This is a genomic window from Halomonas sp. SL18_1, assembly GCF_055755715.1.
In genome coordinates this window covers 281,104-293,393 of the sequence record NZ_JBVTRK010000001.1, presented here as the reverse complement: position 1 = coordinate 293,393, position 12,290 = coordinate 281,104, and the positions used below count along the sequence as shown (strand labels likewise).

Here is a 12,290-nt window from a genome sequence, read left to right as displayed (position 1 = left end):
GCCCGGTGTCGGAGGAGAACGACCATGAGCTACACCATTGCCCTCAACTTCGAGGACGGCGTCACCCGTTTCATCGGCTGCAAGGAAGGGGAAACGGTACTCGACGCCGCCTACCGCCAGAAGGTCAACCTGCCGATGGACTGCTCCGACGGTGTCTGTGGCACCTGCAAGGGCCACTGCGAGCAGGGTGACTTCGACATGGGTGACGAGTACATCGAGGAGGCGCTCTCCGACGAGGAGGCCGCCGAAGGCATGGTGCTGACCTGCCAGATGGTGCCGTCCACCGACTGCGTCATCCAGGTGCCGGTGGCCTCCACCCTGTGCAAGACCCAGGTGGGCAAGGTCGAGGGCAGGGTCGCCGCGGTCGAGCCGCTCTCCGAAGACAGCATCGAGCTGGCGGTGGAGCTGGACCCGGGGAGCGAGCTGACCTTCCTGCCCGGCCAGTACGTGCATATCGATGTGCCGGGCACCGAGGCGCACCGCTCCTACTCCTTCAGCTCCCTGCCGGGCGAGCAGCGGGCCACCTTCCTGATCCGCAATATCCCCAACGGGGTGATGAGCGGCTATCTCGGCGAGCGTGCCGCGCCCGGGGATCGCCTGACCCTCACCGGCCCGCTGGGCAGCTTCTATCTCCGCGAGGTCACCCGCCCGGTGTTGATGCTGGCCGGCGGCACGGGCCTCGCGCCCTTCCTCTCCATGCTGGCCCAGCTGGTGGAGAAGGGCTGCGAAGCGCCGATCCACCTGATCTATGGCGTCAACAAGGACGACCACCTGGTCAAGGTGGACGCCCTGGAGGCCATCGCCGCCAAGCTGCCCAGCTTCACCTACGCCACCGTGGTGGTGGACGAGGCGAGCGAGCATCCCCGCAAGGGCTACGTGACCCACCATATGGACGCCGAGGTGATGCACGACGGCGACGTCGACGTCTACCTGTGCGGGCCGCCCCCATGGTGGACGCCGTGCTCAAGCACTTCGATGCCGAGGGCATCGTGCCCCAGAGCTTCCACTACGAGAAGTTTACCCCCAACCAGGTCGCCCAGGCCGAGGAGGTGGCATGAGCGCCGTCGCCTTCGGTAGCCCGCGTTTCCAAGACAGGGTGATGGTCGTGACTGGGGCGGCCCAGGGTATCGGCCGGCGGGTCGCGGAGCGGGCCGGCGCCGAGGGGGCCCGCCTGGCCCTGGTGGACCGCTCGGAGCTGATTCATGAGGTGGTGGCTGGGCTGACCGAGCAGGGCGTGGAGGCCATCGCCCTGCAGGCAGACCTTGAGACCTGGGAAGGCGCCGCGGCGGTGATGGCGAAGAGCGTCGAGCACTTCGGCCGCATCGACATCCTGATCAACAACGTGGGCGGGGCGATCAACTTCAAGCCGTTCACCGAGTTCAGCGAGAGCGAGATCGCCGCCGAGGTGAACCGCTCGCTGATGCCCACCCTGTGGTGCTGTCGGGCCGTGCTGCCGACCCTGGTGGCCCAGGGCGGCGGGGTGATCGTCAATGTCTCCTCGGTGGCCACCCGCGGCATCCACCGGATCCCCTATTCGGCGGCCAAGGGCGGCGTCAATGCCTTGACCGAATCCCTGGCCTTCGAATACGCCGAGCACGGCATCCGGGTGGCGGCCGCCGGCATCGGCGGCACCGAGGCGCCGCCGCGAAAGATCTCCCGCGGCACGCCGGCGCCGCGCAACGAGACGGAGCGGGCCTGGTTCCAGGCCCATATCGACCAGACCAAACAGAGCTGCCTGATGGGCCGCTACGGCACCCTCGACGAGATGGCCGCGCCGATCCTCTTCCTGGCCTCCGACGAGGCCAGCTACATCACCGGCAGCGTGCTGCCGGTGGGTGGCGGCGACCAGGGATAGTCGGCTGTCGTGCCGGTTCGGCCAATGCCGAGCCGGTGAAATTGCCCTCGTCACTACCAAGACTACCAATGACAACAATCCCCTGGAGCATACCGTGAAACATATCGAAAAAGGCGTGAGTCTGAGGCATGCGCCCTCCGACTTCGTCAGAGACCTCAACCCCGACAACTTCAGCGCCGGCCTGGTGGCGGGCATCTTCGGCCTCAGCGCCGGGGTGATCCATATCAGCGCCGGCACCGCCGCGGGCCTCGACTCCTCCTTCATCATGATCTGGGTGATCAGCTACCTGATGATCAACGGGCTCTTCGGCCTGTTCATGCCGGCCTACTATCGGCTGCCCCTGCCCATGGCCAACTCCATCCCCGGGGCGCTGCTGTTCGCGGCGATCATTCCGGTGGTGGGCCTGGAGGCGGCGCTGGGGGCGACCCTGATCGCCGGGGCCATTTCGCTGGCGGCGGGACTCGCCGGGGTGATGAAGACCGTGATGCGGCTGATTCCGATGCCCATCGTGATGGGCATGATCGGCGGCGTGCTGCTCAGCTTCGGCCTCAACATGGTCAGCCCGCTGGACAACGCCCTGCTGCCGGCCTCGATCATGATCCTCTCCTTCTTCCTGGCCGCGCGGCTGTTTCGCAAGATCCCGCCGCTGATCGTCTCCATGCTGGCGGGGATCCTCTACCTGATGGTCACCGGCGTCGACTTCTCCGGCATCGAGTTCTCGGTGCGCTTCCCCGAGTTCATCGTCCCCGAGTTCACCCTGGGCGCCTTCCTGGCCTACGGCCTGCCGCTGGCGATCATCCTGGTGGGCATGGAGACCCCGGCCGGGGTCGGCCTGGTCAAGGGCATGGGCTACAAGGAGGTGCCCGCCAACGCCATCACCGCCGTGGGCGGTCTTGGCACCATGATCTCCTCCTTCTTCAACCTGCACAGCACCTGCATCGCCGCGCCCATGACCGGCATCTGCTCCTCCCCGGAGGCGGGGAGCGTGACAAGCGCTGGGTGGCGGCGGTGATCGCCGGGGCCATCTTCGTGATCGGCGCGCCCTTCTACGGCTTCGTGGTCAGCCTGCTCGAGGCGACCCCGGGCTACTTCATCGCCATCATCGCCGGCCTGGCGCTGGTGCGGGTCATCACCTCCTCGCTGGCCATCGCCTTCTCGGGCAAGAAGCACGAGATGGGCGCGCTTTTTGCCTTCCTGATCGCCGCCTCGGGCATCCAGATCCTGGACATCGGCTCCTCGTTCTGGGCCCTGGTGCTGGGCGTGCTGGTCTCGCTGATCTTCGAGACCAAGGACTTTGAGTTCGCCAGCAATCCCCACCCCCTGAAGAAGCCGGCGGGGGAGTGAAGCCCCTTGCTGGCTGAGACTGCCGCGTCCGGTTTCACGCGGTAACCGCTATCCTCCTTGGCCCGTATCCGCTTCGGCGGGCGGGCCTTTTTTCACTGCTGTAAAGCGATCGTAGGCTCGAAGTTGTAGGAAAAGTGAGGAGGCGAGAGGTGCCAAGCGCAAATTGGCTAGGGATTTCAGACGGAGAAGTTCAGATTCAGCCGTGTATCACGGGAGCCCTTGTCTTGAAGCCATGCTCAAGGAGCCTGGTTGGGGAGGTGCCGATGATAGCAGGGGCAAGAAAGCGAGCGTGGCGCTGCCACACTCGCAGGTTACAGGAGTTGAAGAGATCAGGAGTTGATGAGTGAGCAGCCGCTGTTATCAAGAGACTGGAAGGCCTGATCGCCTGGAATGGTCCGCAGCACACGATAGAGGTCCCACTCGCCTGAGGACTCCTCGGGCGACTTCACCTCAACCAGGTACATGTCATGGACCATGCGGCCGTCTTCACGAATCACGCCGTTGCTTGTGAACATGTCGTTGACTGGGTTCTCGCCCATCCAGGCGCGCACGGTGCTGGCATCGTCGCTTCCGGTACCCTCGATAGCATTGAGGTAGTGCAGTGTGCTGGAATAGATCCCGGCCTGCACCATGGTAGGCATGCTGCCCACACGCTCGTAGTAGCGCTCCGCCCACTCACGGGCCTCATCGTTCACGTCCCAGTACCAGCCGGTGGTGAGCTGCATGCCTTGAGTGGTTTCCAGGCCTAGCGCATGAATATCATTGAGAAACACCATCAGCCCAGCCAGGGTTTGACCTGCTTCCGCCAGCCCAAACTGGCCAGCGGTGCTGATGGCGTTGACCGTGTCAGATCCAGCATTGGCCAGACCGACGATCTCGGCCCCCGACCCCTGGGCCTGGAGAATGTAGGAGGAGAAGTCGCTCGTATTGAGGGGGTGGCGGACCTTGTCGAGGACCTCACCGCCCATTTCGGTGACCACATTTTCCACCTCGGCTTCCAGGGAGTGGCCGAAAGCGTAGTCTGCCGAAAGGATGAACCAGCTGTCACCGCCCTCCTCGACAATGGCTCGCGCGGTGCCGTTGGACATGGCGTGGGTATCGTAGACCCACTGGATGTGGTTGGGGCTGCAGTGTTCGTTGGTAACGCTAAGGGCAGCGGCTCCGGAGACCATGCCGATGCGGTCGTGATCGGCGAGCAGTCGGGTGGCAGCGATGGTAACTGAAGAAGCCACCAGTCCTCCTACCATGTCGACGTTGCGCTGGTCGATCCATTCGCGCACCGTGTTGGCGCCCACGTCGGCGCTGTTGCGGTCGTCTGCGCTGAACACCTCGATAGGAGCGCCGTGAATCGACCCTCCGTGCTCCTCGATGGCCATGCGCATGGCTTCCAGGCCGCCGGGACCTGCCAGATCGCGGTAGGGACCCGACATATCAGCCAGGTAACCAATGCGGATGGCACCGTCGCTAATGCTGGCGCTGGCACTTGTCCCACTGGCGAGCAGGGTGGCACCGACGGCCAGGGCGATGGTCTTTAGAAGGGTGTTGCGATTTTTAGACATGCGAATTCCTTGCCTCATCGTGGATGAGGCCGTTGTTGTTGTGACGGAAGGTGTTGCATTGGGGCGCCGGGGGCGCCGTGATCAGTTCTTGAAGATATTGTCGGTGGTGGCGGCCTCCTCTTCGGTCGATATGGGCTGAATTCGCTCCAGGTCCTTCTGGAACTTGTTGAGGTAGTGCAGCAGGCTGACCGTTTCGTCGAAGCTCAGGCTTTCCAGTCCCTGGGCATAGAAGTCATGGATCTTTGGCTGCAGGCTTTCCCAGTAAGTCCGCCCCTGATCGGTCAACAGGATCAGCCGGGCGCGGCCGTCGTCGGGGTGGGGATTCGCCGCACATGGCCCTCGCGCTCCAGGCGCTTGAGGACACCGTCCAGGCTCTGTCGGCTGACGACCAGATACTCGGTCAGGTCATTGAAGGCGATTCCCTCTTCGTAGCCGCTGCGGGACAGGGCGCCAAGCACCGCCCACTGGACGGTAGTGAGCCCCACGGCGCTGACGGTCTGCTTCTGCAGGATATTGCTGGCCTGGAAGAGGCGGAAGAAAAGGCGGTTGGCGACGCTTCTGTCGTCCTGAGCCATCGGGAGCACTCCTTTGTCGCTCGGTGGCGTCAGGGGGGCGGCGCTGCGCCTCACTTCCCGGTAGGCGCTGGTCACCGCGGCACCGACTGACGCGTGATAATGTTCTTCATGATCTGGGCGGTGCCGTCGCCGATCTGCAGCCCCAGCACGTCGCGCATGCGCTGCGAGAAGGGCAGGTCCTCGCCCAGCCGGTGTGGCCGTGGGCCAGCATGCACTGCTTGATCACGTCGAAGGCGAGCTTGGGACCCCACCACTTGTTCATGGCCGCCTCTGCCGTGTGGGGCAGGTCGTTGTCCTTCAGCCACAGGGCGTAGTAGCACTGCAGGCGGGAGGCCTGGACGTAGGTCTGGTACTCGGCCAGCGGGTGGGTCAGCCCCTGGAAGCCCGCCAGCGGCTGGCCGAAGGCCTCGCGCTCCGTGAGCCACTGCCAGGTCTCGTCCAGAGACTGCTGGGCCACCGCCAGGCACTGAAGGCCGATCAGCGCGCGGCTGTAGTCGAAGCCCTGCATCACCTGCTTGAAGCCCTGGCCCTCCGCGCCAAGCATGTGATCGGCGGGCACGGCCACATTGTCGAAGAAAATCGAGCCGCGGCCAATGGCGCGCTGCCCGGAATCCTCGAAGCGGCTGGTGGTGATCCCGTCCAGATCCATGGGCACCAGCAAGGCGCTGATGCCGCTGGCGCGCTGCTCCTGGGTGCCAGTGCGGGCGAAGACCACCGCTACATCGGCCTGGTCTGCCATTGAGATCGAGGTCTTTTCGCCGTTGACCACGAAGTGGTCGCCGTTGCGGGTCGCCTTAAGCTTCAGGTTGGCGGCGTCACTGCCGCCGTGGGGCTCGGTCAGGGCGATGCAGCAGATCTTCTTGCCGGAGGTGATGCCGGCGAGCCATTCGCGGGCTAGCTCGGGGCGCGCATGCTGGGCGATGATCTGGCCGTTCAGCGAGGCGAGCAACGGCAGGTAGCCGACGTTGAAGTCGCCGCGGGATATCTCCTCGATAATCACGCCGCTGGTAACGCAGTCCAGGCCGCTGCCGCCGTACTCCTCGGGAAGCTCCCCGCCCAGGCAGCCCATCTCGCCGAGCATTTCGACGATCTCGCGCTCGATGCGGGCCTCCTCCTCACGCCGCCGGTAGCGGGGGCTAGCAAGTCGGCGGACAGCTTGGCCACGCTTTCGCGAATGGCATCTTGTTGTTCGGTAAAGGCAAAGTTCATGGCCGTCTCCTTCCATTTCGGAAAGCCGCCGCCCCCTGGGCCGGCGGCACCCTCCCTCATTCCCCTTGGGGCATCACTTATAGTGCTTGCGGAGCTAGAATTTTCGGAACTGGGGCTTGCGCTTCTCCTTGAAGGCCGTGACCCCCTCCTTGGACTCCTCGGTCTCGTAGTAGAGGCTCAGGGTCTGCATGCCGAGTGCGCCGATGCCGGCGATGTTCTCGCTGTCGGCATTGAAGGAGCGCTTGGCGATGGAAAGCGCGGTGGGGCTCTTCTCGAGGATCTCGTCGCACCACTTGCGCACCTCCTCGTCGAGCTGCTCCGGCGGCACCACGGCGTTGACCAGGCCCCATTCCAGCGCCTGCTGGGCGCTGTACTTGCGGCACAGATACCAGATCTCGCGGGCGCGCTTCTCGCCGATGACCCGGGAGAGGTAGGCGGTGCCGAAGCCCGGGTCCACGGAGCCCACCTTGGGGCCTACCTGGCCGAAGACGGCGGTCTCGGCAGCGATGGAGAGGTCGCACACCACGTGCAGCACATGGCCGCCGCCGATGGCGAAGCCGTTGACCCGGGCGATGACCGGCTTGGGCACCTGGCGGATCAGGGTCTGCAGCTCCTCCACCGGTAGGCCGATGATACCGCGACCGTCGTACTGGCCCTCGTGGGCGCCCTGGTCACCGCCAGTGCAAAACGCCTTGTCGCCGGCACCGGTCAGTACGATCACGCCGATGGACTTGTCCCAACCGGCGCGGTTGAAGGCGTCGAGCAGCTCCATGCAGGTTTGGCCGCGGAAGGCGTTGTAGCGGTCGGGGCGGTTGATGGTGATGGTGGCCACACCATCGGTGACGTCGTAGAGGATGTCTTCGTAGTTTGTCGCTGAGTGGGTCATCGCAGAGCTCCTGAAAATCGCTGTAAATAAAAAGCGTCGGCTTCGGTTAGCCGGCCATGGTCAGGCCGCCGGAGACACTGATCACTTGGCCAGTGATAAAGCTGGCCTCGTCGCTGGCGAGCATCGTGATGATGCCGGGGTAGTCTTTTGGCTGGCCGATGCGGCGCATGGGCACGGCGTTGCGGAAGGCCTCGAGGAGTTTCTCCGGGTCCCGGGCGGTATTGGCTACGCCTTTGAGCAGGGCGGTATCGGTGGGGCCGGGGCAGACCACGTTGAGGGTGACGTTCTTGCTGGCGAGCTCACGCGCCAAGGTCTTGCTTAGGCCCAGCATGCCAGCTTTGCAAGCGGCATAAACGGCTTCGCCGGAGGAGCCGACCCGGGCGGCGTCGGATGCGACATTGATCACCCGGCCACCACCGGCTTCGACCATCTTCGGCAGCACCACATGGTGCATGTTGAGCGCACCGGTCAGGTTGACGGCGATTAGCGACTCCCACATGGCCGGCTCGGTCTTGAGGAATGGCATGAAGCGGTCGAAGCCGGCATTGTTGACCAATACGGTGGGGGTACCGAGATCCTGCTCGATGTTCGCCACGGTGGCCACGATAGCGTTGTAGTCGGTGATGTCGGCGGCGTAGGCGCGGCCTTGGCCGCCGGCCTCGGTGACCAGTGCAACGGTGGCTTGGGCAGCCGCCTCGTCGCGATCGAGGACCGCGACCTTGGCGCCATGCTCGGCGAACCGTTTGCTCACCGCCTGACCGATGCCGCCGCCGCCGCCGGTCACTATCACGACTCTATCTTTTAAGCCTTCCATCAGGTCTCTCTCCTATCGGGTAGTAGGGAATCTTTGCTGTAGAGGGTGGCCTCAATCGCGCCGGCTGGCCTGCTCTCGTAGCTTGAATTTCTGAATCTTGCCGGAGGGAGTGCGCGGCAGTTCGTCGAGTACCTCCAGGAATTCCGGCTGGTACTGGCGGGTCACCTTGCGCGCGGCCAGGAAGGTGCAGACCTCCTCGAGGGTCAGCGACTCTTCGCCCTCCTTGAGGGTCACGTAGGCGCACAGCCGCTCACCAAGGCGTTCGTCGGGCTTGCCGACCAGGGCCAGCGCCTGAATCTTGGGGTGCTGGTAGAGGATGTTCTCGATATCGACGATGGGGATGTTCTCGCCACCGCGAATCACCACGTCCTTGGAACGTCCGGTGATGCGCACATAGCCCTGCTCATCGAGACGCGCCAGGTCGCCAGTGGGAAACCATCCTTCGTCATCCACGCCGTAGAGCTCCGGCTGCTTGAAGTAGCCGACGAAGAGGCTTGCGCCACGCATGTAAAGAGGGCCCTCCCGCCCGGCGGGTAGCGTGTTGCCTTCCATGTCGGTGACCTTGAGCTCCACGTAAGGCAGCGTCACTCCATCGGAATTCACGGCACGCTCTGGATCATCTTCGGGCAGTGTGGTGGTCACCGCGCCGTTCTCGGTCATGCCCCAGGCGGAGAGGATGCGCGTCGGCAGGTTCTGGGCGGCCTTCTCCACCAGGGGGCTGGGGATCGGGGCGCCGGCACACAGGAACAGCTTCAGCGACTGCAGGTCCGGGCCGTGGGCGATGGCCTGCTCGGCGATATCGGCCAGGAAAGGGGTCGAGCCGAGCATCAGGCGGGGCCGTGCGGCGCGGATGATGGCCACGGCCTCTTCCGGCAGCCAGGTGTCCTGGAGCACCACGCTGGCCTTGAGATAGACGGGCAGCATCAGGCCATAGAGGAAGCCCAGCTGGTGGGCCAGCGGGGAGGGCATGAAGATGGTGTCCTCCTCGCCTAGGGCCAGACGCTCGGCGAAGGGTCGGATATTGCTGAACAGAGTGTTGGAAGTATGCATCACTCCCTTGGGTTTGCCGGTGGTGCCCGAGGTATAGAGAACCTGCACCACGTCGTCTCCCGACGGGCGGCGTTCCCGGAACAAGGTGGCGGTATCGACCTCATCTTCCCAGGCGCGCTCTAGCAGCACCCGCTCGAAGCTGTCCTCCCCTTCGCTGCCGACCACCAGCACATGCTTGAGCTGGGGCAGTGAGCGCTGGAGTTCATGCGCCATGGCGGAATGGTCGAATTTGCGGAAGACCTGGGGGACCACCAGCACCTTGCTCTCGGCCATGCCGAGCATGAATTCCAGCTCGTGCTCGCGGAAGATCGGCATCAGGGGGTTGAGCACGGCGCCGATGCGTACGCAAGCCAGATGCAGGGCGGTCATCTGCCACCAGTTGGGTAGCTGACAGGAGATGATGTCGCCCTTCTCCACTCCCAAGCCCGCAAGCCCTGCCGCTAGGCGAGTGACCTTGTCGTTCAGCTCACGATAGCTCAGCTCGATGCGGCTGCCGTCGCTCATTCGGTAGGTGGTGATGGCAACCCGATCCCCCGCCGAGGCCACCGCCTCATCCAAATAATCTGTAATGATAATGTCATTCCAAGCACCAAGCTCGACCATGGCCTCTCTGCGCTCAGGCATCAGATTCGTATGGATTGACATATAAGCTCCTGAAAAAACAATTTATTTGTCTTTGTTGACTTCGCGGTGTGCACTGGCTTTGCTGTGCGCCTTGAGATGAAACCTAGGCCACGATAAAATTTATGTCAATACATTGTCTTTTATTTTGAGTCTGACTAGACTCGAAGCGAAATCGAATCGGCCCTGGGATCCTCACGCCCTGCCCCCTGTGCTGATCGCGTGCCGGTTTGGTGTCATCGCTGAATACGCCAGCACGGCAGATAACAACCATCGGGAGAGAGCGCCATGAGCAAGCCCGTCACTCTGACCCGCAGCGGCCGCTGCGGCCTGATCACACTCTTTAACCCGCCGGTGAATGCCCTGGGCCATGTTGTACGGTCCGGATTGATAGAGGCGCTGGCCGCCGCCCTGGAAGACCCAGCAGTGGAGTGGGTCCTGCTGCAGTCTGGCGGACGCTGTTTCTCTGCCGGTGCGGATGTCAAGGAGTTCGGCACCTCCCCCCAGGCGCCGGTGCTGCCAGACGTGATCAATGCTATCGAGGACTCGCCAAAGCCGGTGGTGGCTTGGCTTCATGGCGTCTCTCTCGGCGGCGGATTGGAGCTGGCAATGGCTTGTCACTATCGATTCGCCGCGCCCGATGCGCGCTTCGGCCTGCCGGAGGTCAAGTTGGGGCTGATCCCTGGCGCCGGAGGCACCCAGCGGCTGCCAAGGCTTGTCGGGCTGGAAGCTGCCCTTGAGCGGATACTTTCCGGCGAGCCCATTGGGGCTGGCCCGGCCCTTGAGCTAGGCCTTGTCGATGGCGTCGCTGAGCAGGGACATACCCCAGAGGAAGCACGTGTGGCCATGGCAGCGGAGCTTGCCCGAGAGGGCGTGCGTCCCACCCGGGAGCGTGAGCTCCTCTCTAACAGCGAGGCGCCGCTCGCGTGGCTGGCCACCCAGCGCGAGGCGCTGGCGCTGCCCGCCTCGGGGATCTCGCCCCCCTCAAGGCCGTCGAGGCCCTGGAGGCGGCCATGACCCACCCCTTCGACAAGGCGCTCGCCCGCGAGCGCGAGCTCTTCCTGGAGTGCCTGGCCTCGCCCCAGCGCCAAGCCAAGGTCGAAGCCTTCCTGGCTCGCGGCCGCGACAGTCGCTCTCTAACGGCGGCGGCGGGGACAACACAAGAGGGACCACCGCATGAATATCCATTTCAGTGAACAGGAGCTGGCCTTCCGCGACGAGGTAAAGGCCTTCCTGGCGGCTGAGCTGCCTGCCGACATCGCCGCCAAGGTGCGGCTCGGTAAGAAGCTCACCAAGCAAGACCACCAACGCTGGCAGGCGATCCTCAATCGTCGCGGCTGGTATGCCGCCAACTGGCCGGTGGAACACGGCGGCACTGGCTGGAGCGTGGTGGAGAAGCATATCTTCGAGGAGGAGTGCGCGGCGGCGGGTGCGCCGCGGCTGATCTCCTTCGGCGTCAATATGGTGGCGCCGGTGATCATCAGGTTCGGCACCCCCGAGCAGAAGGCCCACTACCTGCCGCGCATCCTCGACGGCACGGACTGGTGGTGCCAGGGCTATTCCGAGCCGGGTGCCGGCTCCGACCTGGCCGCGGTGAAGACCCGAGCAGTGCGCGAGGGCGACCACTACATCGTCAACGGGCAGAAGACCTGGACCACCCTGGGCCAGCACGCCAACCGGATCTTCTGCCTGGTGCGTACCGATCCGGAGACCAAGCCTCAGGCGGGCATCTCCTTTTTGCTGATCGACATGGAGAGCCCCGGGATCTCGGTGCGGCCGATCATCACCCTGGACGGCGCCCACGAGGTCAACGAGGTGTTCTTCGACAACGTCCGGGTGCCGGTGGCGAATCTGGTCGGTCAGGAGAACGACGGCTGGACCTGCGCCAAGTACCTGCTGACCCACGAGCGCACCGGCCAGGCCGGCGTCGGTATCTCCAAGGCGGCCCTGGCTCATCTCAAGGCGATCGCCGCACGTGAGGTGATTGACGGTCGCCCGGCTCTCGAGGAGCCCCTTCTGCGCCAGCGTATTGCCGAGGTAGAGATGCGGCTGATGGCGGTAGAGATGAGCACCCTGCGCATCCTGGCCCGGGCCCAGGCTGGCGGGGTGCCGGGGGCGGAGAGCTCGATCCTCAAGATCACCGGTTCCGAGATCCGCCAGGCGATCAGCGACCTCACCCGCCGGGTGCTGGGCCCCCACGCCCTGCCCTTCCTGGCGGAGGAGATGGCGCTTGAGCACGACGGGGAGCCACTGCATGCCGACTACAGCGCCACGCCCGCCGCCCAGTATTTCAACCTGCGCAAGCTGTCGATCTACGGCGGTTCCAATGAGATCCAGAAGAACATCCTGGCGAAGGCCCAGTTGGGCTTATAGGAGG

The 12,290-nt window shown here is 64.4% G+C and carries 12 protein-coding genes and 1 pseudogene; 6 read left to right on the top strand and 7 right to left on the bottom strand.

All coding sequences use genetic code 11. The features are described 5' to 3' along the window. The first annotated feature begins 24 nt into the window (after window positions 1-24). From benC to ACSJDS_RS01500, 3 genes and pseudogenes are all read left to right on the top strand, one after another. Window positions 25-1,077, top strand: a complete 1,053-nt coding sequence (gene benC / locus ACSJDS_RS01510; protein WP_473031825.1) for a benzoate 1,2-dioxygenase electron transfer component BenC — start codon at window positions 25-27, stop codon at window positions 1,075-1,077. Continuing rightward, the gene (gene benD / locus ACSJDS_RS01505) at window positions 1,055-1,855 is read left to right on the top strand and encodes a benzoate diol dehydrogenase BenD (RefSeq protein ID WP_473031824.1); all 801 of its coding nucleotides are present in this window, start codon (window positions 1,055-1,057) and stop codon (window positions 1,853-1,855) included. The genes benC and benD overlap by 23 nt, the downstream gene beginning before the upstream one ends. Continuing rightward, window positions 1,836-3,199: pseudogene (locus tag ACSJDS_RS01500) on the top strand (benzoate/H(+) symporter BenE family transporter). Before benD ends, ACSJDS_RS01500 begins: the two are co-directional and overlap by 20 nt. Window positions 3,200-3,528: 329 nt before the next feature. On the opposite strand, the gene ACSJDS_RS01495 reads toward ACSJDS_RS01500, so the two are convergent. The 7 genes from ACSJDS_RS01495 to ACSJDS_RS01465 form a co-directional block, all read right to left on the bottom strand. Then, a complete protein-coding gene (locus ACSJDS_RS01495; RefSeq protein WP_473031823.1) occupies window positions 3,529-4,758 on the bottom strand; it encodes an ABC transporter substrate-binding protein in 1,230 nt (409 codons plus the stop codon). 81 nt (window positions 4,759-4,839) lie between these two features. Further along, entirely contained in the window at window positions 4,840-5,043 is a 204-nt protein-coding gene (locus ACSJDS_RS01490) for a hypothetical protein (protein ID WP_473031822.1), read from the bottom strand. Window positions 5,044-5,048: 5 nt separating this feature from the next. Beyond that, window positions 5,049-5,333, bottom strand: coding sequence for a MarR family winged helix-turn-helix transcriptional regulator (locus ACSJDS_RS01485; RefSeq protein ID WP_473031821.1), 285 nt, complete (start codon window positions 5,331-5,333; stop codon window positions 5,049-5,051). 106 nt (window positions 5,334-5,439) lie between these two features. Next, a complete protein-coding gene (locus ACSJDS_RS01480) occupies window positions 5,440-6,558 on the bottom strand; it encodes an acyl-CoA dehydrogenase family protein (RefSeq protein WP_473031820.1) in 1,119 nt (372 codons plus the stop codon). 78 nt (window positions 6,559-6,636) lie between these two features. Then, window positions 6,637-7,428 carry an enoyl-CoA hydratase-related protein gene (locus ACSJDS_RS01475; RefSeq protein ID WP_473031819.1) on the bottom strand — a complete coding sequence of 264 codons (792 nt, stop codon included), beginning with the start codon at window positions 7,426-7,428 and terminating at the stop codon, window positions 6,637-6,639. Window positions 7,429-7,474: 46 nt separating this feature from the next. Next, window positions 7,475-8,218, bottom strand: coding sequence for an SDR family NAD(P)-dependent oxidoreductase (locus ACSJDS_RS01470; RefSeq protein WP_473031818.1), 744 nt, complete (start codon window positions 8,216-8,218; stop codon window positions 7,475-7,477). 75 nt (window positions 8,219-8,293) lie between these two features. Continuing rightward, on the bottom strand, window positions 8,294-9,937 hold the full coding sequence (locus tag ACSJDS_RS01465) for an AMP-binding protein (protein ID WP_473031817.1): 1,644 nt from the start codon (window positions 9,935-9,937) through the stop codon (window positions 8,294-8,296). Window positions 9,938-10,201: 264 nt separating this feature from the next. On the opposite strand from ACSJDS_RS01465, the gene ACSJDS_RS01460 reads away from it, so the two are divergent. Genes ACSJDS_RS01460 through ACSJDS_RS01450 form a run of 3 tightly spaced genes read left to right on the top strand, consistent with a single transcriptional unit; the run spans window position 10,202 to window position 12,286 of the window. Next, window positions 10,202-10,930 (top strand): enoyl-CoA hydratase/isomerase family protein, encoded by a 729-nt coding sequence (locus tag ACSJDS_RS01460; RefSeq protein ID WP_473031816.1) that lies wholly within the window; start codon window positions 10,202-10,204, stop codon window positions 10,928-10,930. Further along, window positions 10,927-11,109 (top strand): hypothetical protein, encoded by a 183-nt coding sequence (locus ACSJDS_RS01455; protein ID WP_473031815.1) that lies wholly within the window; start codon window positions 10,927-10,929, stop codon window positions 11,107-11,109. The genes ACSJDS_RS01460 and ACSJDS_RS01455 overlap by 4 nt, the downstream gene beginning before the upstream one ends. Next, window positions 11,090-12,286 (top strand): acyl-CoA dehydrogenase family protein, encoded by a 1,197-nt coding sequence (locus ACSJDS_RS01450; protein WP_473031814.1) that lies wholly within the window; start codon window positions 11,090-11,092, stop codon window positions 12,284-12,286. The genes ACSJDS_RS01455 and ACSJDS_RS01450 overlap by 20 nt, the downstream gene beginning before the upstream one ends. Window positions 12,287-12,290: the final 4 nt, after the last annotated feature.